This is a genomic window from Streptomyces kanamyceticus (assembly GCF_008704495.1).
Taxonomy (GTDB): domain Bacteria; phylum Actinomycetota; class Actinomycetes; order Streptomycetales; family Streptomycetaceae; genus Streptomyces; species Streptomyces kanamyceticus.
On the sequence record NZ_CP023699.1, the window covers coordinates 6,053,439 to 6,076,902 of the forward strand.

Annotated in this window: 26 protein-coding genes; 12 read left to right on the forward strand and 14 right to left on the reverse strand. The window is 70.8% G+C overall.

Annotated elements, in window-relative coordinates:
• Positions 1-2 precede the first annotated feature (2 nt).
• The 4 genes from CP970_RS26005 to CP970_RS44310 all read right to left on the reverse strand — a co-directional run bounded on the left by CP970_RS26005 (position 3) and on the right by CP970_RS44310 (position 3,054).
• Positions 3-1,268: a coproporphyrinogen-III oxidase family protein gene (locus CP970_RS26005; protein WP_055555494.1), complete on the reverse strand. Its 1,266-nt coding sequence runs from the start codon at positions 1,266-1,268 to the stop codon at positions 3-5.
• Positions 1,265-2,191, reverse strand: coding sequence for a SagB/ThcOx family dehydrogenase (locus tag CP970_RS26010; RefSeq protein WP_055555493.1), 927 nt, complete (start codon positions 2,189-2,191; stop codon positions 1,265-1,267). Before CP970_RS26010 ends, CP970_RS26005 begins: the two co-directional genes overlap by 4 nt.
• On the reverse strand, positions 2,188-2,811 hold the full coding sequence (locus CP970_RS26015; RefSeq protein ID WP_055555490.1) for a VOC family protein: 624 nt from the start codon (positions 2,809-2,811) through the stop codon (positions 2,188-2,190). The genes CP970_RS26010 and CP970_RS26015 overlap by 4 nt, the downstream gene beginning before the upstream one ends.
• 72 nt (positions 2,812-2,883) lie before the next feature.
• The gene (locus CP970_RS44310) at positions 2,884-3,054 is read right to left on the reverse strand and encodes a hypothetical protein (protein ID WP_157877838.1); all 171 of its coding nucleotides are present in this window, start codon (positions 3,052-3,054) and stop codon (positions 2,884-2,886) included.
• 246 nt (positions 3,055-3,300) lie between these two features.
• Between CP970_RS44310 and CP970_RS26020 the strand changes: the two genes are divergently transcribed.
• Together CP970_RS26020 and CP970_RS26025 are read left to right on the forward strand one after the other, a co-directional pair.
• Positions 3,301-4,227 (forward strand): ABC transporter ATP-binding protein, encoded by a 927-nt coding sequence (locus CP970_RS26020; protein ID WP_055555487.1) that lies wholly within the window; start codon positions 3,301-3,303, stop codon positions 4,225-4,227.
• Position 4,228: 1 nt separating this feature from the next.
• Complete coding sequence (locus tag CP970_RS26025) at positions 4,229-4,975, forward strand: ABC transporter permease (protein ID WP_055555485.1); 747 nt, start codon at positions 4,229-4,231, stop codon at positions 4,973-4,975.
• 34 nt (positions 4,976-5,009) lie between these two features.
• Here the strand turns inward: CP970_RS26025 and CP970_RS26030 are convergent, their stop codons facing one another.
• Positions 5,010-5,678 (reverse strand): response regulator transcription factor, encoded by a 669-nt coding sequence (locus tag CP970_RS26030; protein WP_055555483.1) that lies wholly within the window; start codon positions 5,676-5,678, stop codon positions 5,010-5,012.
• Positions 5,675-6,928, reverse strand: a complete 1,254-nt coding sequence (locus tag CP970_RS26035) for a sensor histidine kinase (RefSeq protein ID WP_055555481.1) — start codon at positions 6,926-6,928, stop codon at positions 5,675-5,677. The genes CP970_RS26030 and CP970_RS26035 overlap by 4 nt, the downstream gene beginning before the upstream one ends.
• Before the next feature lie 147 nt (positions 6,929-7,075).
• Between CP970_RS26035 and CP970_RS26040 the strand changes: the two genes are divergently transcribed.
• Positions 7,076-7,471, forward strand: coding sequence for a DUF4190 domain-containing protein (locus CP970_RS26040; protein ID WP_224058708.1), 396 nt, complete (start codon positions 7,076-7,078; stop codon positions 7,469-7,471).
• An 83-nt stretch (positions 7,472-7,554) separates the two neighbouring features.
• Positions 7,555-9,078: an alpha/beta hydrolase gene (locus CP970_RS26045; protein ID WP_079043995.1), complete on the forward strand. Its 1,524-nt coding sequence runs from the start codon at positions 7,555-7,557 to the stop codon at positions 9,076-9,078.
• An 89-nt stretch (positions 9,079-9,167) separates the two neighbouring features.
• Here CP970_RS26045 and CP970_RS26050 read toward each other — a convergent pair whose 3' ends face one another.
• The 5 genes from CP970_RS26050 to CP970_RS26065 all read right to left on the reverse strand — a co-directional run bounded on the left by CP970_RS26050 (position 9,168) and on the right by CP970_RS26065 (position 12,328).
• A complete protein-coding gene (locus tag CP970_RS26050; protein ID WP_079043994.1) occupies positions 9,168-10,319 on the reverse strand; it encodes a protein-L-isoaspartate O-methyltransferase family protein in 1,152 nt (383 codons plus the stop codon).
• Between the two features lie 163 nt (positions 10,320-10,482).
• Positions 10,483-10,623, reverse strand: a complete 141-nt coding sequence (locus CP970_RS44315) for a hypothetical protein (RefSeq protein ID WP_157877837.1) — start codon at positions 10,621-10,623, stop codon at positions 10,483-10,485.
• Positions 10,624-10,740: 117 nt separating this feature from the next.
• Entirely contained in the window at positions 10,741-11,262 is a 522-nt protein-coding gene (locus CP970_RS26055) for a DUF6879 family protein (protein WP_055555474.1), read from the reverse strand.
• Between the two features lie 12 nt (positions 11,263-11,274).
• A complete protein-coding gene (locus tag CP970_RS26060; protein WP_055555472.1) occupies positions 11,275-11,496 on the reverse strand; it encodes a DUF397 domain-containing protein in 222 nt (73 codons plus the stop codon).
• The gene (locus CP970_RS26065; RefSeq protein ID WP_107099115.1) at positions 11,477-12,328 is read right to left on the reverse strand and encodes a helix-turn-helix domain-containing protein; all 852 of its coding nucleotides are present in this window, start codon (positions 12,326-12,328) and stop codon (positions 11,477-11,479) included. The genes CP970_RS26060 and CP970_RS26065 overlap by 20 nt, the downstream gene beginning before the upstream one ends.
• Before the next feature lie 72 nt (positions 12,329-12,400).
• Between CP970_RS26065 and CP970_RS26070 the strand changes: the two genes are divergently transcribed.
• Together CP970_RS26070 and CP970_RS26075 are read left to right on the forward strand one after the other, a co-directional pair.
• Entirely contained in the window at positions 12,401-12,844 is a 444-nt protein-coding gene (locus CP970_RS26070) for an ATP-binding protein (protein WP_398655780.1), read from the forward strand.
• Entirely contained in the window at positions 12,845-13,219 is a 375-nt protein-coding gene (locus CP970_RS26075) for a hypothetical protein (protein ID WP_150493994.1), read from the forward strand. It abuts the gene before it with no gap.
• Positions 13,220-13,336: 117 nt separating this feature from the next.
• On the opposite strand, the gene CP970_RS26080 is transcribed toward CP970_RS26075, so the two are convergent.
• Positions 13,337-14,287, reverse strand: coding sequence for an RNA polymerase sigma factor SigF (locus CP970_RS26080; protein WP_398655783.1), 951 nt, complete (start codon positions 14,285-14,287; stop codon positions 13,337-13,339).
• 237 nt (positions 14,288-14,524) lie between these two features.
• Here CP970_RS26080 and CP970_RS26085 point away from each other — a divergent pair, with 237 nt between their 5' ends.
• The 6 genes from CP970_RS26085 to CP970_RS26110 all read left to right on the forward strand — a co-directional run bounded on the left by CP970_RS26085 (position 14,525) and on the right by CP970_RS26110 (position 20,627).
• The gene (locus CP970_RS26085; protein ID WP_055544105.1) at positions 14,525-14,893 is read left to right on the forward strand and encodes an STAS domain-containing protein; all 369 of its coding nucleotides are present in this window, start codon (positions 14,525-14,527) and stop codon (positions 14,891-14,893) included.
• A gap of 241 nt (positions 14,894-15,134) precedes the next feature.
• Entirely contained in the window at positions 15,135-15,620 is a 486-nt protein-coding gene (locus CP970_RS26090; RefSeq protein WP_055544106.1) for an ATP-binding protein, read from the forward strand.
• A gap of 691 nt (positions 15,621-16,311) precedes the next feature.
• Entirely contained in the window at positions 16,312-17,070 is a 759-nt protein-coding gene (locus CP970_RS26095) for an LPXTG cell wall anchor domain-containing protein (protein WP_055544107.1), read from the forward strand.
• A gap of 52 nt (positions 17,071-17,122) precedes the next feature.
• Positions 17,123-18,142, forward strand: a complete 1,020-nt coding sequence (locus CP970_RS26100; protein WP_191094953.1) for a COG1470 family protein — start codon at positions 17,123-17,125, stop codon at positions 18,140-18,142.
• A 41-nt stretch (positions 18,143-18,183) separates the two neighbouring features.
• A complete protein-coding gene (locus CP970_RS26105) occupies positions 18,184-19,308 on the forward strand; it encodes a hypothetical protein (protein WP_055544126.1) in 1,125 nt (374 codons plus the stop codon).
• Entirely contained in the window at positions 19,308-20,627 is a 1,320-nt protein-coding gene (locus CP970_RS26110) for a hypothetical protein (protein ID WP_224059301.1), read from the forward strand. Before CP970_RS26105 ends, CP970_RS26110 begins: the two co-directional genes overlap by 1 nt.
• A gap of 152 nt (positions 20,628-20,779) precedes the next feature.
• On the opposite strand, the gene CP970_RS26115 is transcribed toward CP970_RS26110, so the two are convergent.
• Positions 20,780-21,610, reverse strand: coding sequence for an alpha/beta hydrolase (locus CP970_RS26115; RefSeq protein ID WP_055544108.1), 831 nt, complete (start codon positions 21,608-21,610; stop codon positions 20,780-20,782).
• 120 nt (positions 21,611-21,730) lie between these two features.
• Positions 21,731-23,218: a peptide MFS transporter gene (locus tag CP970_RS26120; protein ID WP_055544109.1), complete on the reverse strand. Its 1,488-nt coding sequence runs from the start codon at positions 23,216-23,218 to the stop codon at positions 21,731-21,733.
• Between the last annotated feature and the right edge of the window lie 246 nt (positions 23,219-23,464).

The following is a 23,464-nucleotide window of genomic DNA, read 5'->3' on the forward strand; positions in this document are numbered from 1 at the left end:
GGTCAGCCCATGAGTGCGGCGGCAGTCACGGACAGGTCGGTGCGCCCCTGCCGGGGCGCGTTCAGGTACTGCAGCTCGATGAAGGCGTCGGCGACGTCGTCGGGAGGCAGCCGCAGGCCGTCCTCGTCGCGCTCAACGGTGGTGACGGAGGCGAAGAAGTCGAGGAGGGTGCGGCAGGCGCGCTGGTCCATCACCTCGTCGAAGGGGCGCCCGGTGCGCTCCTCCCACCAGTCGCGGCGCGCGCCCTCGTACGTCGTCAGGGACTGGTAGAGCAGGCGCGGCGCGATCGCGGCCGAGGCCAGTTCGTACTCCTCCTCGAAGACGAGCGGGTCGCGGTTGTAGTCGAGGAGGCGGCCGCGGGCGTGCGAGAGGTAGCGGCCGCCGAGCACCGAGGTGGCGCCGGAGCCGAATCCGGCCCAGTCGGAGCGGAGCTGGAAGTAGGCCAGGTCGCTGTGGCAGAGGTGGTCCGGGGTGCCGAAGTGGCTCATCGCGTACTCCGGGAAGCCCGCGTCGGCAAGGAGCTCGGCGCCCACGGCGTAGCCGCGCTTCTGCTCGTCGCGGTCGATGTGCCGGTTGCCGCGCCCCAGTTGGCGGCGCATCACCGTGCCGTGCGCGGGACGGTAGGGGTACAGCGCGACATGGGTGAGGGGCAGGTCGAGCGCGGTGCGCACGGCGTCGTACGTCTCGGCGGGCGGCTGCCCCGGGAAGCCGCAGATCAGGTCGATGCTGATGTCCTCGAACCCGGCGTCGGCCGCCTCCTGGACGATGCGGCGGGCCTGGTCCGCGTCGTGGCTGCGGCCCAGGGTGCGCAGCCGCCGGTCGTCGAAGGACTGCACGCCGCTGCTCAGCCGGGTGAAGCCGACCTCGCGGAACGCGGCGAGCTTGTCGGGGTCGAGGGTCTCGGGACTGCACTCGATCGTCGACTCGCGAAGACCCTCGCGCAGCGGGAACGCCTCGTGCAGGGCCGCGCTCACCTTCGCGATCTCTTCGAGGGTGAGGATGGAGGCGGTGCCGCCGCCCCAGTAGAGGATGGTCGGCCGGTAGCCCGCGGCGCCCAACGTGGCGCCGCGCTCGGTGATTTCGTGGCAGAGCGCGTCGATGTAGCGAAGGCGCGGCTGGTCGCTCTCCTTGAGCAGGAGCTCCGAGGTCGGCACCTCCGTCACCCAGTCGCAGAAGTGGCACTTGGAGCGGCAGAACGGGATGTGCAGGTAGACGAGGAGGTCCCGGCCGGCGCCGCCCGCTCCGCCCGCCGCGGCGGCACCGGTCACTCCAGCCTCCCCAGGACCACCGAGTGCACGGCCGCCCGCAGCACCCCGTCGATGCCGAGCGCCGCGTGCACCTCGTCGTCGACGAAGCTGGCGCAGTCGGTCGAGCCCAGGCCGAGCGAGGTCACCGCGAGGTGCATGTTCTGCGCGATGGCGCCGGACTCGTGCAGGACGAAACGCAGGCCCCGCGGCCCGTACTTGCGCATGCTCCGCCAGGGACTCGCGACCAGGACCACCAGCGCCGCCGCGGTGTCGAAGGCGATCGCGGTGCCCGGTGTGGTGAAGGCGTCCAGGACCCGGTCGACGCCCGCCCTGCCGTCCTCCTTGACCAGCACGTCGCGGACGGGCTGGTAGCGGTAGACGCCCACGTCCAGGCCGCTCACGTCGAGCGCGACGACGTGCAGCGCCACCGGAAAGAGACCGCCGCCGCTGGGCGCCGTACGGAAGCGGAACGTCTCGTGGCCGCCGCGCAGGAGCTCCACGTCGGCCTCCGCCGTGAGCCCGTCGGCGAGCCGCAGGACGGTGGCGAGTTCGGCCGCGGCGATGGGGTCCCCGCTGTAGCGGCGCACGCTGCGCCGCCGCATCAGGGCCTCGCCGAGCTCCATCGTGGCCGCGACGGAGGCGGGCAGTTCGGTGAGCTGGTGGGTGGCGACCGGGTCGTCGTCGAGCTGGGCGAGCGTGGTGACCATGGAGTCGCCGAAGTAGTCGGCGGCGGACAGGACGCCCTCGCGGTCGTGGGCCCGCAGGCGGCTGGCCGTCAGGAACTCCTCGGCCACGCGGCTGCCGGACGCGGCGGCGGGTTCGGCGCCCAGGTTGTCGAAGCGGAGCTGGTGCGTGCGCACGCCCACCGACCGCGCCTCGGGCGCCAGTACGCGATAGGCGTTGATGCCGAGGCTGAACTGGGTGAGACCGGAATCCTCGTTCATGCGCTGGGTCCTCCTGGCCGGTGCCGCTCGGTCGTCGCGTCCGTCGCGTCCGTCGCGTCTGTCGCGCCTGCCGCGTCGAACAGCTGGGTGCTCGCGGGGACCCGCCGGGCGAGCGCGATCGACTGGTCCTTCAACTGCTCCTCGCTGACCGGGTTCGCGTACGCGCCGAGGGCGAACGTGGCGTGCGCCCACTCGCTGAGCTCGACGATCCCCAGGCGGTTGCCCTCGGCGTCGTGCAGGCTCGCGCCCCGCCCCATGGAGTCGCCCGCCTCACCGCGGTAGAAGGGGCTGTCCCGGAATTGATCACGGAATTCGTCGCGGATCTTCTGCGGCAGCGGAAGGTCATAGGGTCCGGCCACGACGGTGCCGCCCGACGCTTTCCACGACGCGAGTGCCGCATCCATGTCCTCGACAGCGAACATCACCGTAGGGCCCTCGCCCGGGAAATTCCGCTTATTGACGGTGAGCAGTATGCCGTCGCTCGAAACGGGGGCGTGGAAAGAAATCTGGTCAGGTGCGAGGGAGCGGGCGAGCCGGAGCCCGAGAAACCCCTCGTAGAAATCGATTCCGGCGTCGACGTCGTCGACAGGGACATTGATGATGACAGGTTTGGGAATCATCTCTCGCTTCCTCCTGCGGCGCCGTGCCGCCCCTGGAGGTGCCGGGCCGCGCGCGCCCGGCACCCCTTCTGCTTACGCCAGCGGGCGCACTACGGCTCCGCAGGACGTGGACGTACAACCTGCGCAGCAGGAGGACGCCCCGGGCACCACGACGCCGAAGGCGGCCCCGTCGGCCGCCGACACGAGGCCCGGCTGGAGGGCCGAACTGCGGTGCTCGACAACGATCACGCTCTCGATCTTCAAGTGAATTCACCTCCCGGATCACTTATCGATGAAGCGCGGAACGCGAATGGTGAATGTCCCGCACAAGTTCCCAAGTATCGGAAGGCCGGAACTCGCCTGTCAACGCGGAATTCCCCGGGCCGCGTCATCGAATACCGGTTACAAATGTCATTGGTGAACGATTGTGAACCATTTCCCGTAAACGATCTACTGCTACTCTGGCGCGGCTCGATGGCGTCGGAATCGGACGAGGGGCAAGGGGCGAGGATGACGGCGGCGGAAATTCTGGTACGCGTGCGCGACGTCGATGTCGTCCGGCGGCGCGGCGGCGCCCGGATACAGGCCCTGTCCAGGGTCGGCCTCGAGGTGCGGCGCGGCGAGCGGGTGGCGCTGCTCGGCGCCAACGGCGCGGGCAAGACGACGCTGACCCACGTCATGCTCGGCCTGCTGCGGCCGACCGGCGGCACCGTCGAGGTGCTCGGCGGCCCGCCGGGACCCGGGCTCGCCGCGGGCGAACTCGGCGCGATGCTGCAGGAGTCGGGCCTGATGCGCAACGTGCGCGTCGGCGAACTGATCACCCTGGTAACCGAGTTGTACGGGCGGCGTGCCAGCGAAGAGGTCCTGGCCGAGTGCGGCCTGGGGGAGTTGAGCCGACGGCAGGTGACACAGCTGTCGGGCGGCGAGCGGCAGCGTCTGCGCCTGGGCCTCGCCCTGGCGGGACTGCCGCGGCTGCTGTTCCTCGACGAGCCCACCGTCGCCCTCGACGTCGCGGCGCGCGGCCGCTTCTGGGAGATCCTCAACGAGCGCGCGAGGAGCGGCGCGACGGTGCTCTTCACCACCCACTACCTGCACGAGGCCGAACAGTTCGCCGACCGCGTGGTGGTGCTCAGGGCGGGCCGGATCGTCGCGGACGGCACGGTCGACGAGCTGCGCTCGGCGTTCACCGAGAGCCGCGTCTCCTTTCGCACGGACGAGCCGCTGCCCGACAGCATGCTGCGCGGCCTGCCCGGCGTCCGCACGACCGAGGAGCGCGACGACGGCACCCGCGTGCTCACCACCACCGACAGCGACGCGACGCTCGCCGCGCTCTACGCCAAGGTCGGCGGCACGGCCGGGACCGTGCCGCGCGGCCTCACCCTCACGACGGCCTCCCTGGAGGACGCCGTGGCCACCCTGCTGGAAGAGGAGCACTGACGTGCACGTGCTGCGCTACGCGAAGCTGGACACCCTCTGCCTCATCCGCAGCGGCTACTTCCTGACCTTCTCGGTGCTCTTCTCCGCGGGGTTCTACCTGATGTTCACCGTGGTGGCGGCCGATGCCATCTCGGACAGCCCGGACTTCGCCCGTGACTACATGCTGTCCATGTCGGTGTCGGGCGCGTTCTTCGGCGCGCTCAACGCCGCGGGCATCCGGCTCGGCGCGGAGCGCGGCGAGGGCTGGGCCCGGCAGATCCTGCTGACCCCGCTTTCGGGCCGCGCCTACCTGGGGGCCAAGGCCCTCACCGCGTGGCTGGCCACGCTGCCCGCGACCCTGGTGGTCTTCGCCCTTGGCGCGCTGGTCAACGACGTGTCGATGCCCGCGGCCGACTGGCTCGCCGCGCTGGCCGTGATCTGGGGTGCCAGCGCCGTCTTCGTGGTGGCGGGCCTGGCCGTGGGCCTCGTGGCGGTGGGCGAGGCCGCGCAGTTCACCTGCCTCGGCGTGTTCTTCCCGCTGGCACTCCTGGGCGGCCTGTGGTTCCCGCTCGACGACTTCCCCACGGGCCTGCGCCGCGCCGCCGACTACCTCCCGACCCGCTCCCTCGACCAACTGGCCACGCTGGTCACCCCCGGCGGGGCGGACACCTCCTGGCTGCGCCCGCTCCTGGTCCTGGTCTGCTGGGGCGCGGCCCTCGGCGCGGTGGTCCTGAGCCGGTCGCGGGCGGCGGTGCTCGCGCGGGTGTGACGCCCAGCTCACTCGCGTGGGTGTGACGCCCCGCTCACCCGGCCCCCGCGCCCCCGGGCACGACCAGGCCGGTTTCGTACGCGATCACCACCGCGTGGGTCCTGTTCTGCGCGCCGAGTTTGGTCAGTACGTTCCCGACGTGCGTCTTCACCGTCTCCAGGCTCACCCGGCACGACTCCGCGATGTCCGGGTTGGACCGACCGGTGGCCATCAGGCGCAGCACCTCCTCCTCCCGGCCCGTCAGCGCCGCCCGCGGCAGCGCATCCGCGGATTCCCGTGGGCGGGCGGCGACCATCTGGCGCAGCGCCGCGGGGAAGAGGATCGCCTCGCCCGCCGCGACCACCCGCACCGCCTCCGCGATCTTGGGGACGGGGAGCCGCTTGAGCACGAAGCCGCTGGCGCCCGCGCTGAGCGCGGCGGTGACGTAGTCGTCGTTCTCGAAGGTGGTGATCACCACGACCTTCGGCGGGTCCGCCGACTCGGCGAGGAGCTGCCGGGTGGCCTCGATGCCGTTGCGGCGCGGCATGCGTACGTCCATCAGGACCACGTCCGGCCGCAACTGCCGGGCCCGCTCGACCGCTTCGACGCCGTCGGCGGCCTCCCCGACGACGGCGATCCCCGGCTGCATCGCGAGCAGCGTGCGCAGACCGCTGCGGGTCACCTCGTCGTCGTCCGCGATGAGGAGGGTGGTGCGGTCGATCATGCGGGCAAGCGTACGGGCAGCCGGACCGCGAGCCGCCAGTGCTCAGGCCCGTCGGGACCGGCCTCGATCTCGCCGTTCAGGAGCCGCACCCGCTCGACGAGGCCGGGCAGACCGTGCCCGGACGTCGGGAAGGCGCCCTGGCCCGTGCCGCTCCCGGCGCCTGTCCGGTTGACCACGGCGAGCTCCAGCGAGTCCGGCGCGGCCGCCACCTTGACCTGGATCGGACCGCCCGCCCCGTGCCGCAGCGCGTTCGTCAGCCCTTCCTGCAGGATCCGGTACGCCGCCCGGGAGAGCGTGCCCTGCGCCTGCGCGTAGTCGCCCGAAAGGTCGGGCTCCACCACCGCGCCCGCGTGCCGCAGCCGGTCGAGGAGTTCGGGCAGGTCGGCCAGGGTCCTGGCAGGTGCGGTACCCGCCTTCTCCTCGCGCAGCATGCCGAGCACGTAGTCCAGGTCCTCAAGGGCGGCCCGGGTCGACTCCTCGATGCTGCGCAGGGCGGCCCGCGCCGCCACCGGGTCGGCACCGAGCATCTCGCCCGCCACCGCCGCCTGGATCGTGGCGGCCGTCAGAGTGTGCCCGATCGAGTCGTGCAACTCGTGGGCAAGACGGTTGCGTTCGGCCAGGACCCGTTCGCGCTCGGCGAGGGCCCGCTCCCGCTCGGCCGCGAGGGCGAGCCGCTCGCCCGACGAAGGGCCGAGGAGCCTGGGCGCCAGCCACCGCAGGGCGTACGTCACCGCCAGGCACAGAGCCGCCGCGAGCAGCACGCAGCAGAGGGCCGCCGCCCAGCTCTGCCAGCCGCTCCCCGCCCGCAGCGACCAGCCGTGCACACTCACCCCGGCCTCGGCACCGGCCCACCCGCCGGGAAGGAGCAGACCCGCGACGAACAGCAGGACGCCGAGCTGCGCCCCCACCCACCCGAGGAGCACGTGCGACAGCAGCCAGAGCGGGGTCCGCAGCCGGTCGGCGCCGCGCCGACGCTCGCCCACGGGGTCCGGCAACGGCACCCCCAGCATCCGCCGGGCGCAGGCGATCAGCACCCGCCGCGTGGTGCGGGCGAGGCCGATCGCACCGATCAGTACGGCCCAGACCAGCGCGGTCAGCGCGAACTGCACGCCCACGGGAGCGGACGGCCAAGCCACCGCAGGTAGCGCGGCGAAAGGCAGCAGGGGAAGGCTCGCCAACGCGCCGCAATAGGCGAACAGCGCACCCGCATACGTGGAGCCGCTCAGCAGCGGCCGGATTCCTCTGAACATGGCCAGGCAAGTATGACCGGACCGCCCACCGGCGCCCTCCCCCGATCGGGGGAGGGAATTCTCCCGCCTTCCCGCGATGTGCCCAAGGGCCCCGAAAACCAGAATCGGGTTCTCACCAGTTGACGGGACGAAAGGACGGGCAGACCGATGAACGCCTCCGCTCAGGACCACGCCGTACGGAATGCGACGGCACCTCCGACAGCACCTCCGACGGAACCTCCGACGGCACCGAAGAACAGCCTGGCCACGGCCGCCGTGACGCTGGGCGTCATCGGCCTGTGCACCTCGGTCGTCTTCATCGGCGGCCCGCTCGCCGTGATCGGCCTGATCCTGGGCATCGCCGCGCTGCTGACGGCCAAGCGGACCGGTGCGGGCCGGGGCAAGGCGGTCACCGCCGTGGTGACGTCGTCCCTCGCGATCGTGGTGTCAGGGCTCGTCGCCGTCTTCATGCTCTGGTACGCGAACAAGACGCAGGAGTGCTATCAGCCCGACAGTTTCCACGAGTACACGCAGTGCGTTCGCGACCACGTGAACGGAATGTGAGCGGCTTTCCTTTCCCTCACCTCCGTCGTCTCCCGCATCGGTGAATTAGCTGCCCACTCTCTTCGACAAGGACGAGCACCATCGTGCGAAGCAGAATCACCCGCAAAGCCTCCCTACTCGCCGTCGGCCTCGCGGCGGCCGCCCTTTCGGCGCTGACGCCCGCAACGGACTTCGTCGTCTCCACGGCATCCGGCGCCCCCACGGCCAAGGACCCCCTGCGCCCGTACGCGCAGCAGAAGCTCCGGTGGAAACGCTGCGACGCCAAGGGCCCCGCCACCTTCCGGTGCGCGACCCTCAAGGTGCCGCTGGACTACGGCGACCCCGGCGGCAGGACGATCGACCTCGCGATATCCCGGCTGAAGGCGGGCAGCGCCAAGGCACGCCACGGCGTTCTGCTGCTGAACCCGGGCGGCCCCGGCGGACCGGGCCTGCACCTGCCCGTCGACCCGCTCATGAAGTACCCCGCGGAAGTACGGCGGCGGTACGACCTCGTCGGCTTCGACCCGAGGGGCGTCGGGCGGAGCTCCCCGGTCAGCTGCGGTCTCACCGCCGAGGAACAGGCCGACCGGCCGTACAAGGCGGAGACCTTCGCGAAGGACGTGGCCCGGGCCCGTACCATCGCCGGGAAGTGCCGGGCCAGGGCCGGTGGCAAGCTGGCGCACCTCACCACCCGCAACAGCGCCCGCGACATGGACGTCATCCGCGCGGCGCTTGGCGAGAAGACCATCTCCTACCTGGGGGCCTCCTACGGCACCTACCTCGGCGCCGTCTACACGCAGCTGTTCCCGCGGCGGGCCGACCGGTTCGTGCTGGACAGCGCGACCGACCCGACCCGGATCTACCGGGGGATGTTCCAGGACATGGCGAAGGCGGCCGAGCACGCTTTCACGCGCTGGACCGCGTGGACCGCCCGTCGGCACGCGGCCTACGGCCTCGGCGACACTCCGGCGAAGGTCCGCAAGACGTACTGGGACCTGATCGCGCGGGCGAACCGCGAGCCCATCGTGTTCGAGGGACAGCCCCTCACCGGCGACGCCATCCGTGCCGACAACAGCACGTTCTTCCACGTCCAGAGGGCCGCCGAACGGATCGCCGGACTGAGAAGGGCGGCCAAGGGCAGCGACGTCGACCCGGCCCCGTCCGGCACGCCGGGGCAGGGGGCCGAGGCGCCCGACGACCACTTCCTCTCCAGCGCCTGGTCCGTCATGTGCGCCGACACCCGCACCTGGTCGCACGACCCGGCGCAGTACCGCCGCGAGGCGATCCGAGACAAGGCCCGGTATCCGCTGTACGGCGACTTCGCGGCGGCCATCACCCCCTGCGCCTTCTGGCAGCGGGGCAGCGAACCGCAGACCAGGATCGACAACGGGGTCGGGGCGCTGATCACGCAGAACGAGTGGGACTCCCAGACGCCCCTCTTCGCGGGCCGGGCCCTGCACCGGGCGCTGCGCGGCTCCCGGCTGCTCACCGTCGCGGGCGGCGAGGGACACGGAGTCCTCTACGCGCCCGACGGCAATCGCTGCGCGGACAAGGCCGCGACGCACTACCTGACCACGGGCAGGCTCCCCGCGAAGGACCTGACCTGCCGGACTCCGCGTACGCCGTAGGTGTGAAAGCCCCGCGAGCGGTGAGGAGACGGGTGTGTGGTCCTGAGCCGGTCGCGGGCGGCGGTGCTCGCGCGGGTGTGAGCGGCGGGTCACCAAGTCGGCCTGGACCGCAGGACGTCTGCTGGATGCTTGAGCCAGAGGTGCTCACCGGCCTCGTCGTAGGTGAGCCCGAAGCGCCTGTAGTCCGGCCGCCCGGAAAGACACCACGCGCTGTACGCCCCGACCAGCTCGGCCCAGAGGTTCCGCTCTCCGTAGACGGTCACCGCTCTGCCACGCCACCACTCGTCGTAGTTGACGATGGCGACCGACGTCCCCTCCTCGTCCCAGAGCTGGACCTGCCGGTCCTCGCCTTCTCCGCGGTGGGACAGGGACACGTCCGGCAGGTACAGCCCCAGCGCGAAGTCCTGAGCCCAGCCGCGCCCCAGAATCTCTTCAGGGTCGATGGGCGAGGCATCCTTCCGGCTGTCGACCGGGGGCATGAGCTGATTCTTGGGGCGGTGGCTGCGCACCCACATGTAGCAGGCCCCGCCGACGAACCGACCTGACGCGACTCCGCCACGCACCCGCAGCTTCAGAAGGCCACCTCGTGCGTAGAGCGTGTTGAAGGGCACCAGGACGATCGCGCCGTCACGGGACTTTTCGCGCCATTGACGCGGGATGCTTCGTACGGCTGCCGTGGAGATGACCCTGTCGTACGGAGCGGTCGCCACCCAGCCCTCCAGGCCGTCCCCGCAGATGACTGTGGGCGTGTACCCGGCACCTCGAAGGTTCTTGGCGCCACGCGCGGCCAGGACCGGATCGAACTCGATGGTGGTCAGGTTCTCACTCCCCACGACTTCGCTGAGCACGGCGGAGTCGTAGCCCGAGGCCGTGCCGATGTGCAGAACCCCATGGCTATGGCCGGGTTCGACTTCGAGCTGGTTCAGCTTCTCCAAGACGATGTCCAGTGCCGAGATCGAAGAGGTGAAGTCCCCCTTGAGGGGCCCCTGCTCTGCGGTGACCCCGTCGTCCATCTGCGTGATGAGTGAGCGATGGGTGTTCCACACGGCCCGGCGCCACGCGTCCGCGTCGGCCGCCTTGTCGATCACCACGTGGCGCCCGTGCTCGTCCGTGTCGTACCCCCAGAACGCGTCGGGGGCGAAGGCCTCGCGGTCCACGGCGTCGAAGGCGGATCGAAGCCATGGGGACCGGAAGGCCCCCATGACGTCGAGTTCCCGGCGAGCGATTGCTTGGTAGTCCATGTCACCTACTTGCTCGGGCCGCCGCCGTCGGGACTGGGGGGCTCGGGAGGCGGCGTCCACGGCTTGTCGCTCGGCTCGCCCTTGTGCTTACCCATTGGTCCTCCTCGATGTCGCGGTCTTGTCCATCGCGACCCCTCCTCCGCCAGGTGGGACGGGGTCGGGATCAGGGGGTGCGGGAGGTGTTGCCATCGCCCTGCTCGCTCAGCGGCAGCTCCAACTCGGGCATGTCGACGCGGCGTGCCAGTCCTGGGGCTGCTTCCTCGCCGAGTACGAACAGGTGTCCTCGGCTCGCGGAGACGATCACTTTCACGCGATGCGCAAGAGCATGCGCCCGCACCAGAAGGCTCACGCGGTACGCGAGTTGGCCGAGCACGCGCGCGAGGTCGCGATGCTCAAGGCGTAGCTCTGGCTAGGCACGGGGCTAGAGCCATCTCTTCACGTACTCCTCGAAGGGCACGGCGTGCTCCAGGGCTATGCGCTTCCACTCCCGGTAGGGAGCTGGATCTCCCTCGTACGCCTCGCGATTGATCTGGGTGCCGTCCGGCCGGAAGTTCAGGTGGGCGATGCGGGACTCGTCGAACATCCACCAGTCGCGCCCGGTGAGCGGCAGCCCGTAGTCCTCCCGCGTCACGTCCAGGACGCGGATGTCCTCGCCTGCCGCCAGGTTGCCCGGGATGCCCCACGCGAATTGGTACCGCTGGTAGTCGGTGAGTGGCCGACGCACGATGCGGACGCGGCCGATGCGCTTGCCGGACTCGACGTAACCGCGCACTCGCTCGTGCCAGCGGGCGTTGTGGCCGGGCGGCTTGGCCTCGCCCCGCAGGAAGCGGGCGACGTTCTCCTGCTCTCTGGGCATGGCGTACGTCGGCTGCGCCTCGAATCGCCACGCCTCCCGCTCGAACGCGTCGAAGAACTTGCGCCAGTCCTCGCCGTCCAACGGCATGGGCGGTCTCCCTTAGGTGGTCGTCAGTTCACCTGCCGTGACGGCGGTGATGAAGGGGGTCCACGCGGTGGCGGGGAACAGGAGGGCGGGGCCGCCGTCCGTGAGCTTGGAGTCCCGGACGGGGACGAGGTCGGGGAGTCCGTCCGCGACTTCGAGGCAGTTGCCGCCACCGCCGTTGCTGTAGCTGCTCTTGCGCCAGTCGGCGGTGCTCAAGTCAATGTCGTGGCTTGCCATTTCGGTAATCCTCAGCCGCATCCTCGATCATGGCGAGGGACGCCTCAGGCGGCAGTGCGGCGGCCCTGAGCCGATCGTATGCCTTCCGGTATGGCTTCACGAGAGCCGGATCGTCGATGCACTGGCCGTGGTACGGACCCTCCGTGTACATGAGGGGCGGCGCGTCGTCGAACTCCATGAACAGGAGAGGCATATCCATGAAGGGACGGGTCGGAGCGTTCCACTGGAGGATCTGTGGAACGATCCGGCGGCGCTTTGCCAACGCGGCGATGTGGTCCAGCTGTTCGGCCATCCCCTCCGACGGGAGGATCGGCTCCCTCAGCAGGGACTCGTGCAGGATCGTCCAGTACTCCGGCTTCTTGGGGTTGTCGAAAAGTCCGGCCCGCTGCAGTCGAGCGTCGATCTTCGCATCGACCTCCTCCGGGAGGTCCAGCGGATACGTGGAGTGGATTACCGCTTGCGCGTACGTCCCGGTCTGCAACAGCCCGGGGACAAGTGCGGTGTTCCACTCCTCGATGATCCGTGCCCGAGGCTCTGCCTCCAAGACCTGCACGAAGTACTCGGCATGTGCGCCCTTCCGGGCCTTCCGCACATCCGCGCATCGCCGCTCGAAGAACCCGTCCGTCCCCAGGAACTGGTCCACATGGCAGGCCAGTTCCAACGGCATCCGCCGTTCGCCCCGCTCGATCTCACTCAGATACGTCGCCCCGAAGTAACTCCCCTCCACAGTCTCCTGGAGCGTGCACCCCGCCGCCTCCCGCTTCCAGCGCAGCTCCTTGCCGTAGAAGGCGGGAACGCTCGCCGAACCATCAATGTCCCTGCGTGCCGCCACAGTTGACCGCCTTCCACACATCGCACTGTGGAACCCAAACCCCTGTCACGCTACGCCGCTCAACGTCACTGTGTGACCAATCCATCACACAGCGCACGGAAGGCGTACCCCATGCACGACCCGGGCCCAGACTCCGCCCCCGCCCCTGCCCCCACCCTCGAACTCGACCTCCTCGCCGTCCCCAAGGTGGTCCCCGAACTCCGCCGCACCCTGAGCGGATGGCACCCGCACGGCCCCCACCCCGACGTACAGCTCTGCGTCAGCGAGTTGCTCAGCAACGTGATCCGCCACCTCGGCGAGGGAACCCCCGTCACCGTCCGCCTCACCCGCGCCCCCGGCCGGATCCGCGTGGCCGTCACCGACCCCGACCCGCGCGTCTGGCCCGTCCTCCGCACGGCGGCGGGGGACGACGAGACGGGCCGCGGCCTCGCCCTGCTCGACGCGGTCTCGCTCCGCTGGGGCGTGGAACAGGGGCCCGACAGCAAGACCGTCTGGTGCGAGCTGGGGGAGGGATAGGTGCTGCGCCGCCTCCTCGCCCGGTTCCTGCCCGGAACGGGCACCCGCCGCGCCCGCGTCGCGGAGGCGGAGGAGCCACCGCCGCGCGGACCGCGCTCCGGCCCGCGAGCTCCGACCCGCCTCCCGCGCAGCCCGTACGCACGTGAGGCCGCCGAGAATCGTCCGGTCGACGTGAGCGGGTCACCTCTCGCCCGCCCTTACTGCCGCGCCGCCGAACGCCGCCTGCTGCAAGCGGAGCGACGGCTCGCGCTGGTCCTCGCGCTGGAGGGCGTGGACTACGGCCCGGACGTCATTCGCGGTGTGACGCTGCCCGGCTGGCCCGATCGCCCCGGTGGGCGGGGAGTGGCACTCGTTCAGGAGGCGTTGGAGGTGTGAGAGTCCCGCGAGCGGTGAGGAGACGGGTGTGGGGCCCGCCCGTTCTGACCGGAGAAGTCAGCGGGTGGGCCCCACAGGGTCCCTCGTGAACGGCGTGAGATATGGCGTGACGCCGGGTCACTCCTCGACCGTCAGCCCCTTGCGGAGCTTGACGAGCGTGCGGGAGAGCAGGCGGGAGACGTGCATCTGGGAGATGCCGAGCTCTTCGCCTATCTCCGACTGCGTCATGTTCGCGACGAAGCGGAGCGCGAGGATCTTCCGGTCGCGCTGCGGCAGTTCGGCGATCAGGGGCTTCAACGACTCGACGTACTCGATGCCTTCGAGTCCGTGGTCCTCGTAGCCGATGCGATCGGCGAGCGCGCCCTCGGAGTCGTCCTCCTCCGGCTGCGCGTCCAGGGAGCTCGCCGTGTAGGCGTTGGACGCGGCCATCCCCTCGACGACCTCGTCGTTGGAGATGCCCAGGCGCTCGGCGAGCTCGCCCACCGTGGGGGCGCGATCAAACTGCTGGGCGAGTTCGTCGCCCGCCTTGGCGAGGTCCAGTCGGAGTTCCTGCAGTCGGCGCGGTACCCGGACCGACCAACTGGTGTCGCGGAAGAAGCGCTTGATCTCGCCGACGATCGTCGGCATCGCGAAGGTGGGGAACTCGACGCCGCGGCTGAGCTCGAAGCGGTCGATCGCCTTGATCAGGCCGATGGTGCCGACCTGGATGATGTCCTCCATTGGCTCGCTGCGGGAGCGGAACCGGGAGGCGGCGAACTTCACCAGGGCGAGGTTGAGCTCCACCAGGGTGTTGCGGACGTACGCGTATTCGTGGGTGCCTTCCTCAAGCGATTCGAGGCGCTCGAAGAGGGTCTTGGACAGGGCCCGCGCATCCAGCGGCCCCACCTCGTCGTACGGCGGGATCTCGGGAAGGTCTTGGAGCCCTTCGAGGGCTTCGGGGGCCGTCGTGCTGGGCACGGCCTCCGTGGCAGGACCCGGGATCACGGTTGCGGAGCGGTTAGGCGGGGGTGTCGACGTCGCTTGGTCAGTGCGCGATTCGTCGAGCCGGGGTGACATGGTGTCCTCCATCGTTCTCGGCATATGGCTGCCGATGCCAGTACGTGCACTGCGGTGTGCGGCGCCTCCAAAGCCGTCGTGTTGATTGCTGTCCCTTCTACCCCTACCCGCTTCGGTAACTCGGTCGCAAGTGCGGTCCGTGGTGAAATGTCCGAATTCTGGGGGATGTTCGGGTACCCCAGACCGTACGGAAGGCGTAATGTTCAGGGGCGTCATCAATAGCCACGACGGTCGGAAGAGAGTGACGGCATGGACCGCGGGACGGTCGGCAGCGCACACAGGGGCCGGCTTCTGGTCGAAGTGTGGAAGGCGGGCGAGAGTGCCGTGGTGGCCGCTGCGGGTGAGTTGGATCACCACACGGCCGATCTGCTGCGCGAACCGCTCGAAAACTGCCTGGCAGACGGCTACGCACGCCTCGTCGTCGACTGCTCGCGTCTCGAGTTCTGTGATTCCACGGGGCTCAATGTGCTGCTCGGCGCCCGGCTCAAGGCCGAGGCCGCGGGGGGCGGAGTCCATCTGGCCGGGATGCTGCCGGTGGTGGCCCGGGTCTTCGAGATCACCGGCGCGGAGGCCGTCTTCACCGTTCACGAAACGCTCGAAGCGGCCCTGGTCGACTGAGTCCATGAAGGTCGTACGCGAAAGTTACGCGTCAGTTGTCTCTGCGTGATCAAGGCGTTACCAGCGTCACACGGCCCATCCCGAATAAGTGGGTGTTCTCACGGTTCGGCCGGGCAGGAGAGACCTGGATCCGCCAACAGACAGACATCAACAGCCAGAGACGGCGAGCAGCCGATGCCCCCTAAGTGTCCCCCGATGTGTACAGAGTCCTCAGTCCCCTTGTCGGTGAGGTGAAGCGCTGATGAGCACCACCCGGCCTTACTCGCCGGGCGACCGCGGCCCGGAGTCCGAGGCCGCCGTCGCGGACGCTCCCGCGGGGCGTCAGGTCCGCAGGCTGAGCCTGAACGGCGCGAGCGGCATCGTGCCGCTCGCCCGGGACTACACGCGCCAGGCGCTGCACGCGTGGGGCTGGCTGCCCGCGGAGAGCGCGGATCGGCGTGCCGCCGCCGAGGACGTGCTCCTCGTCGTGTCCGAGCTCGTCACCAACGCGTGTCTCCATGCGGAGGGCCCGGACGAGCTGTGGCTCTCCTGCGACGGGAAGGTCCTGCGGATCGAGGTCTCCGACCGGGGGACGGGGCAGCCCGCGCCGCGTACGCCGCATCGGGCGGGGCGGCCCGGTGGGCACGGGATGTTCATCGTGCAGCGGCTCTGTCTGGACTGGGGGGTCGTGCGGGCGCCCGGTGTCACCGGGAAGACGGTCTGGGCGGAGCTCGGCGCGCCCGCCTGACCGGCGCGGCTTGGCGGATCGGGTGACGTCGGCTCGTCTTCCATGTCTTGTGCGGGCCCGCTGCGGCTGAGCGCGCAGTTCCCCGCGCCCCTTAAGGCCCCTCCGGGGCGGGGTGCGCTGCGCCGGGGGTCGCCTGCCCCCCCGTGCCCTCTGTTTTGACCGCGGGTCCGTTGTGGCTGAGCGCGCAGTTCCCCGCGCCCCTTAAGGCCCCTCCGGGGCGGGGTGTGCTGCGCCGGGGGTCGCCTCCCCCCCCCGTGCCCTTTGTTTTGACCGCGGGTCCGTTGTGGCTGAGCGCGCAGTTCCCCGCGCCCCTTAAGGCCCCTCCGGGGCGGGGTGCGCTGCGCCGGGGGTCGCCTGCCCCCCCGTGCCCTCTGTTTTGACCGCGGGGACCGTCGTGGCTGAGCGCGCAGTTCCCCGCGCCCCTTAAGGCCCCTCCGGGCCGGGGTGTGCCCCGTAAGGGGCGCGGGGAACTGCGCGACCAGCCACGACGGCGCCGCAGCCGAAGAGCGTGCGAACCGGCGGCGCGGAGGGCCGGATCAAACCTGTTACCCGCGGTTAGCGCACGCCTGGATCCGGCCTGTCCTTTGTCTTCCCTCGACAACGCCCCAGGCGTACCTTGAGCGCCCAATCTGATGTGCCGTCAGTAATTCCGCATCCGCGGCACGCCCGACCGGCATGAGGGGAACACGAGGTGTCGTACCAGAAACGAGGGGCCGCGCTCGCGCTTGCCGCGGCCCTGGCCGGCGGCTCAGCGGTGCTGATGGCCGCTCCAGCCGCGCAGGCCACGGTCCAGGACGTCAACTACCAGTGCAAGACGCCCATCGGCAACAAGGGCGCGGTCTCGCCGATCGACATCAAGAGCGTCAAGAGCGGCAGCGGCTACAAACTCACCATGTCCTTCCAGAAGGGCGTCTCCTCCAGCCCGGTGGAGCTCGGCAAGGGCGCGATGAAGCCAAGTGCGGTGATCAAGGTCGGCGGCGCCGACAGCGGCACCGTGCCGGTCTCCGGAGCGGCGAACACCGAGGCGATACCGGCCAACACCCCCATCAAGATCAGCGACTTGTCGGGGACGTACACGCCCAAGAAGAGCGGCAAGGTCACCTTCACGGCCGGTGTCCTCACCATCAAGGCGCTCGGCACGACCACCACCTGCACACCGTCCAACAGCCCCAAGCCCTCCCTCGAACTGGACGTCAAGGGCTCGGGCGGCGGTTCGGGCGGCTCGGGTGGCTCGGACGGTTCCGGTGGTACGACGGGTGGCTCCGGCTCGACCGGCGGCTCCGGCAGCACCGGGTCCAACAGCGCCCCCTCCGGCGGCGAGGAACTGCCCCAGACGGGACCCGCCGACTCGGCGATCGCCCTCGGCACCCTCGGCGGCACCGTGCTGCTCGCGGGCGCGGCGGGCACGCTCTGGCTGACCCGCAGGAACCAGGCGGCACGCTCGCGGTAGGCGCTCCGCGACCCGCAGGACCGGCCACCGAACGACGCACCAGGAGCCGCCGATGCCGCCGATGGCGATGCCGTCCTCCGCGCGCGCAGCGCTGTGCGCGGCCGCACTCCTCGCCGCCGCCGCGACCCCCGCGCACGCGGACGGCGGCGGGGCCGCGTGGTCCGTCGCCCCCGCCACGGGCGGCGGCACCCGACCCGCGAAGGACGGGCGGCCCTACTTCTACGCGGAGGGCACCCCGGGCACGGTGCTCCAGGACACCGTCACCGTCACCAACCCGGGACCGAAGCCCCGCACGGTGTCCCTGCGGGGCGCGGACGCGGCCAACACCGGCTCCGGGGCCCTCTCCGTCACCCCGGCCAAGGGCGCGCCGAAGGACACCGGCGCCTGGATCGCCTTCGCGAAGCGGCAGGTGAAGGTGCCGCCGCGGACCCGCGCCGAGGTGCCGTTCACCGTGACGGTGCCGACGGGCGCGCTGCCCGGCGACCACCCCGGGGCGATCGTCGCCTCCGGCGGCGGCCGCACGGTGGGCGTCCGGCTGCACCTGCGGGTCGGCGGGCCGACGCTCGCGGCGCTCACCGTGGAGCGCGTCAAGGTCGACAAGGACACCGGCCGCATCACCTACGACCTGGTCAACCGCGGCAACACCGTGCTGACCCCGAAGCTCGCGGTGCGCGCCGACGGCGTCTTCGGCACGCTCGTCGACCGTGCGCCCCGCACCCTGCCCGTCGAGCTGCTGCCCGGCCGCCGGGTCTCCCTGACCGAACCCTGGCCGGACGCGCCCGCGTTCGACTCGGTCGACGTGCGGCTGACGGTGACGGCGGCGGGCGGCGCCCGCGCGCAGGCGAGCGGGTCTGCCCGCTTCGTGCCGTGGAGCGCGGTGGCGGGCGGCACGGCCCTGCTGCTCGCCCTCGCGGGCGGCGCCTTCCATCTCGTACGCAGACGGCGGCGGGGCCCCGACGAACCCGGGCGGGCAGCGGCGCCGCCGGAGCGGCAGGACAGCACGCGGGAACTGGCGAGGGTGGGCACGAGCACGAGCACGGGGACGGGGACGGGGACGGGAGAGGGATTGTGAAGGGCAAGCGGAACAGGCGTGGGCGGCGCGGCAGGCACGCACTGTGGGGCTTCGTCGTCCTCGCGCTGCTCGGCTTCGCGCTGGGCCCGCAGGCGACCGCGTCCGCCGCGGACAAGCCGAGCGTGGAACTGTCCAAGTCCCAGGCGGGCAAGGGTGGTTCGGTCACCGTCAAGGGCACGGGATGGCGTCCCGACACGCTCCTGATGATGCTGGTCTGCGGCCAGTCCGCACCCGGCAAGGGCGTCATCGGCGGCACCAACTCCTGCGCCAACTCCGAGGGCCGCGCCGTCACCACGGACAAGAACGGCGCCTTCAGCAAGAAGCTCCCCGTGGCCGAGCCGCCGGAGCCCTGCCCGTGCGTCGTCCACGTGGCGACGGTGACGGGCGAGAAGTCGCAGGCCGACACCGTGTTCAAGGTCGCGGGCCACCCGGTGAAGCCGCTGCCCGAGCAGGCGAAGGGCGGCAAGCTGTCGGTCCTGACCGACACCCGCCTGGAGGGTTCGAGCGGCGTCCTGACCTGGTTCGGCGCGCCGCCGTCGCGAAAGCTCGTCTTCACGGTGGGCAACGTCGGCTCCGCGCCCGTGAAGGACCCCGTCTTCCAAGTCGGCACCTCGCACGGCGTGTTCGCCCCGCAGTGGGAGGAACAGCAGTGGCGCGGCACCATCGCGCCCGGCAAGAAGGCGCAGATCAAGCTGCCCGTCGAGCTGTCGGCGGGCGCGCACGGCGACTATCTGGTCTCCCTGAAGTTCGGCGAGAAGGTACTGGCCGAGCAGCCGTGGGGGGTGGGCCGCCCCTGGGGCGTCACCCTGTTCTGGATCCTGCTCTGCGTCGTGGTGCCCGCCGCCGTCTTCCGCATCGGCATGGTCGTCGTCGACAAGCTCCGCCCGAACCGGCGCCGCACCGCGCGCACCGGCCGCCACCGCACCGCGCGCCTGTCCGAACTCACCGAACGCCTGCCGAAGTTGCGGCTGCCGCAGGGGGCGGTCGCGGCGGACCGGCGGACGCGCCCGCCGAAGGACCCCGGCGGCACCGGCGATCCGACGACCACGTCGCCCACGTCGACGTCGTCCCTGCCGTGGTTCACCCCCGACACAGACCCCGGCGCACCGGCCGCCGGTCAGCTCTCCGCACCGTCCGACAACAGTCCGACGAAGGGAAACACGTGATCACGCAACGACGGAGAGCGGGCGCGGCATCGGTCGCGCTACTGCTCGGCGGGGCGGGCATCCTGCTGACCGCGGGCCCGGCGCAGGCCGCCGCGGTCGCGTACAAGACGGAGTGCGTCCCACCGCCGATCTCGGGCCTGCCGCCCGTGCAGGGCACCACCCAGGTGGAGATCACCGCACCGGCCACGGCGAAGGTCGGCGACGAGATCGAGGTCGTGTGGAAGACGACCCAGGCCGCGTCCAAGAACCCGGACGTGCTCGACCTCGACAAGGACACCGTGAAGCCGACCGGCACCATCAAGGTGGGCGGCGGCCAGAGCGGGGACCTGAAGGTCGAGGGCGAGCGCACGAACCCGCCCATCAAGAAGAACAGCCCGATGATCCTCTCGGACATGAAGGGCAAGCTGAAGCTGACCGCGGCGGGCGACATCACGCTCACCCCTGATGCGTACAACATCAACGTCAGCAAGCCGATCTCGACCGACACCAAGTGCGCGCCCAAGGAGCAGGTGCAGGCGGGCGCGACCATCAAGGTGACGGCGGGCGGCGGCAGTTCGGGCGGTACGTCGGGCGGCACCAATGGCGGCACCAATGGCGGCGCCAACGGTGGCACCAACGGTGGCAACAGCACTGGCGGCAGTAACGGCGGTACGACCGGTGGCGGCGACGGGCAGACCGACTTCCCCGGCAAGGAGGTCCAGACCCCGTACAAGTGCAAGACGCCCATCGGCGACAAGGAAGCCACCTCGCCCGTCCAGATCAACGCCAAGAAGGCCGGCGGTGACTACGGCCTGACGGTGCAGTTCAAGAAGGCCGTGATGGACAGCCCCGCCGACATCCCCGCGGACTCCGTGAAGCCGTCGATGGAGGTCAAGCTGGGCGGCGCGGACAAGGGCACGGTGCATGTCGAGGGCCCGACCAACAAGCAGCCCATCAAGTCCGGCGACCCGATGACGATCCCCGACCTGACCGGCACGTACAAGCCGGGGGCGGACGGGAAGTCGACGCTGTCACCGGGCGTCCTGACGGTCAAGGCGCTCGGCACGACGACGACGTGCACGCCCGTCAAGAGTGAGGTCTCCCTGGAGATCGACACGGCGGCCCAGCCGGGCGGCGCGGCCGGTGGCTCCGGCTCGACCGGCGGTACGGCGGGTGGCTCCTCCGCCACGGGTGGCTCTGCCAGTGGGGGCGGTCTGGCCGACACCGGCGCGGAGTCCAACGGGACGCTGCAGGCGCTCGGCCTGGTCGCAGGCACGGTGATCCTTCTGGGCGGAGCGGTCTTCACGTTCCTGCCCCGCCGCAGGGGCGGCTTGCGCTGAGGTAGCCCCGTAAGGGGCGCGGGACTGTGACATTTGCGGCTCCGCCGCGTGGGCGCGAGCAACCAAAAACAAAGCCGCACCCGCCGTGGAACCGCCGAAGGCAGACGCGTCTGCGGGCCGTCGACGGCTGGCCGCGCAGTTCCCCGCGCCCCTTAAAAGCGCCCCCGGAGCCAGTGCAGAACGTCCCGCGCCATGCCAGGTTCCTTCAACAGCGGAGCGCCATGCGCGGAGCCACCCACCGTGCGTACGGTCACGTCCCGCAGACCCGCACGGCGCTGCGCCGTGGCAAGTTCGACGGAGTGGACGACAGGGACGAAGTCGCCCGTCGAGTGGACGAGGAAGAGAGGGGCATCGTCCGGCCCCGAGGCATGGGAGACCGCGGCGAGGTCCCCCCACCGCTCCCAGCAACGCGCCCCGGCGCGATCCGGCACGCACCCGGCAAGCCGCTCCGCGGCCCCGCGCAGCTCCCGCCGCTCGGGCGAGGCACCCCGCTCCGCCCCGGCCAGCCACGCACGGTAGGGCGAGGCCACGGGGGAGAGGGCGACGACGCCCCGCACCCGTGAGAGGCCCGACCCGTAGGTGCCCGCCTGGAGGGCGAGCTGGCCCCCGGCCGAGGAGCCGAGCACGAGCGGTCGGGCGCCGTTCTCCCTGCGGCCGACCCAGCGCAGCGCCGCGAGCACGTCGTCGCGCTGCGCGGGCCAGACGGCGTCCGACGTCAGCCGGTAGTCGGTGTCGTACACGGTGAACCCCCGCGCCGCGAACCACCGGGCCCAGCCGCTCCAGTCGGTGTCCTTGGACCAGTAGCCGCCGTGCAGGATCACCAGGGGAGTGCCCCCGTGCCCGTACACGGTGATGTTCTGACGCGTGTGGGAGCCGTACGAGAAGACCCGCCCGGACAGCGGGTCGGGGGCGGCGGTCCCGGCGGCGGCACTGGCGGAGAGGAGCGTTCCGCAGAGGACCAGGGTGAGCAACGTACGGCGCATGGCCAGATGCTCCACCGGTACGGGACCCGGGACCCGCAGAAACGCCAAAAACCGCCGCACCGGGTGGTGCGGCGGCTTTCAGTTCGGGCGATTCGGGTCAGTCGACGACGGCGGGAGCCGTCAGTGGACGTCGCCCATGAGCTCCTTGACCCGCCTGCGGTACATGTACACCGCGACACCGGCGAGGACCGCGAGCGCGGCCTCCGCGGCCACCACTCCCGTCTTGTTCAGGTCGACGCCGTACGTGGAGAGCAGACCGGCTACCGCGTCACCCGCGGTCACGGCGAGGAACCAGACGCCCATCATCTGGGAGCCGTACTTCGCCGGGGCCATCTTGGTCGTGACCGACAGGCCGACCGGGGAGATGCAGAGCTCACCGACGGTCTGGCAGAAGTAGATCAGGACGAGCCACCAGGGGCTGACCTTGCCGTCGCCCGACGCCGTCAGCGGCAGCAGGAAGACGAAGAAGGAGATGCCGGTCAGGACCAGGCCGACGCCGAACTTGACGACGGTGTTCGGCTCGTTGCCCTTGCGGTTCATGTAGAGCCACAGCCAGGCGGCGACCGGGGCGAGCGCCATGACGAGGACCGGGTTGATCGACTGGAACCAGGAGACCGGGAACTCCCAGCCGAAGACGCTGGTGTCGGCGTGGTCCTTGGCGAAGAGCGCCACGGTCGACGCGCCCTGGTCGTAGATCATCCAGAAGACGGCGGCGGCGACGAAGAACCAGATGTAGCCGGAGACCTTGGACTGCTCGGTGGCCGTCAGTTCCTTGTCGCGCTTGATGCGGCCGAGCACGACGATCGGCACGATCAGACCGATGAGGAGCAGCGGGACCGTCGCCCAGGTCAGCGTGTAGGTGCCGGTGCCGACCACGATCGCGTAGAAGACCACCGCGATGAGCAGCCAGATCATGGCCTTCTTCAGCGTGGCGGCGCGCTCGGCGGCGGACAGCGGCTTCGGCACGATATCGGACTTCTCCGACAGGTGGCGGCTGCCGAGCAGGAACTGGACCAGGCCGAACGCCATGCCGAGCGCGGCGAGCGCGAAGCCGAGGTGCCAGTTGACCTTCTGGCCGACGGTGCCGATCGCCAGCGGGGCGAAGAAGGCGCCGAGGTTCACACCGATGTAGAAGACGGTGAAACCGCCGTCGCGGCGCGGGTCGGCGGGACCGTTGTAGAGGTGGCCGACCATCGTCGAGATGTTGGCCTTCAAAAGGCCGGATCCGAGTGCGACGAGGAGCAGACCGAGATAGAAGGTCGCGTCCGAGGGCAGGGCAAGGACGAGGTGGCCGAGCACGATGACGGACGCCGCAATGGCGGTCGTCTTGCGCGGGCCCCAGACGCGGTCGCCGAACCAGCCGCCCGGGAGGCAGAGCAGGTACACCGTCGACATGTAGACGGAGTAGATGGCGATCGCCGTGCCCGCGTCCAGGTTCAGCCCGCCGGGGGCGACCAGGTACAGCGGGAGGAGGGCGCGCATGCCGTAGTAGGAGAACCGCTCCCACATCTCGGTCATGAACAGTGTGGCCAGTCCGCGGGGGTGGCCGAAGAAGGTCTTCTCGGAGCCAGGGGTACCGGCGGAGTCCTTCGTCAGGCTGGACGCCATGGGTCGATCCTCGTGGTTCGGGACGCGCGCGGCAGGTGCGTGCACGCGCCCGGTGGGGGGCGGTCGGCACCGTCGCCCCCGTCCAACCCCACGCCCAGGGGGAGTTCACCCCCACGCGCGGGGGGTGAGGGACGGTGACTCCGGGATCCACACCCTGGGCGCATCCTCGCGCGCAGGGCCCGACCACAGGTCATTCCTTCAGGGCCGGCCGGGGCCGGCCCGCACATAAAAGAGACCCAAGGCGCG

Bases quoted from the DNA above. Each gene is read 5' to 3' on its own strand.
- CP970_RS26010 (WP_055555493.1), bottom strand. From the start codon at position 2,191: ATGAACGAGGATTCCGGTCTCACCCAGTTCAGCCTCGGCATCAACGCC.
- CP970_RS26015 (WP_055555490.1), bottom strand. From the start codon at position 2,811: ATGATTCCCAAACCTGTCATCATCAATGTCCCTGTCGACGACGTCGAC.
- CP970_RS26020 (WP_055555487.1), top strand. From the start codon at position 3,301: ATGACGGCGGCGGAAATTCTGGTACGCGTGCGCGACGTCGATGTCGTC.
- CP970_RS26030 (WP_055555483.1), bottom strand. From the start codon at position 5,678: ATGATCGACCGCACCACCCTCCTCATCGCGGACGACGACGAGGTGACC.
- CP970_RS26035 (WP_055555481.1), bottom strand. From the start codon at position 6,928: ATGTTCAGAGGAATCCGGCCGCTGCTGAGCGGCTCCACGTATGCGGGT.
- CP970_RS26040 (WP_224058708.1), top strand. From the start codon at position 7,076: ATGAACGCCTCCGCTCAGGACCACGCCGTACGGAATGCGACGGCACCT.
- CP970_RS26050 (WP_079043994.1), bottom strand. From the start codon at position 10,319: ATGGACTACCAAGCAATCGCTCGCCGGGAACTCGACGTCATGGGGGCC.
- CP970_RS26055 (WP_055555474.1), bottom strand. From the start codon at position 11,262: ATGCCGTTGGACGGCGAGGACTGGCGCAAGTTCTTCGACGCGTTCGAG.
- CP970_RS26060 (WP_055555472.1), bottom strand. From the start codon at position 11,496: ATGGCAAGCCACGACATTGACTTGAGCACCGCCGACTGGCGCAAGAGC.
- CP970_RS26080 (WP_398655783.1), bottom strand. From the start codon at position 14,287: ATGGAGGACACCATGTCACCCCGGCTCGACGAATCGCGCACTGACCAA.
- CP970_RS26085 (WP_055544105.1), top strand. From the start codon at position 14,525: ATGGACCGCGGGACGGTCGGCAGCGCACACAGGGGCCGGCTTCTGGTC.
- CP970_RS26090 (WP_055544106.1), top strand. From the start codon at position 15,135: ATGAGCACCACCCGGCCTTACTCGCCGGGCGACCGCGGCCCGGAGTCC.
- CP970_RS26100 (WP_191094953.1), top strand. From the start codon at position 17,123: ATGCCGCCGATGGCGATGCCGTCCTCCGCGCGCGCAGCGCTGTGCGCG.
- CP970_RS26115 (WP_055544108.1), bottom strand. From the start codon at position 21,610: ATGCGCCGTACGTTGCTCACCCTGGTCCTCTGCGGAACGCTCCTCTCC.
- CP970_RS26120 (WP_055544109.1), bottom strand. From the start codon at position 23,218: ATGGCGTCCAGCCTGACGAAGGACTCCGCCGGTACCCCTGGCTCCGAG.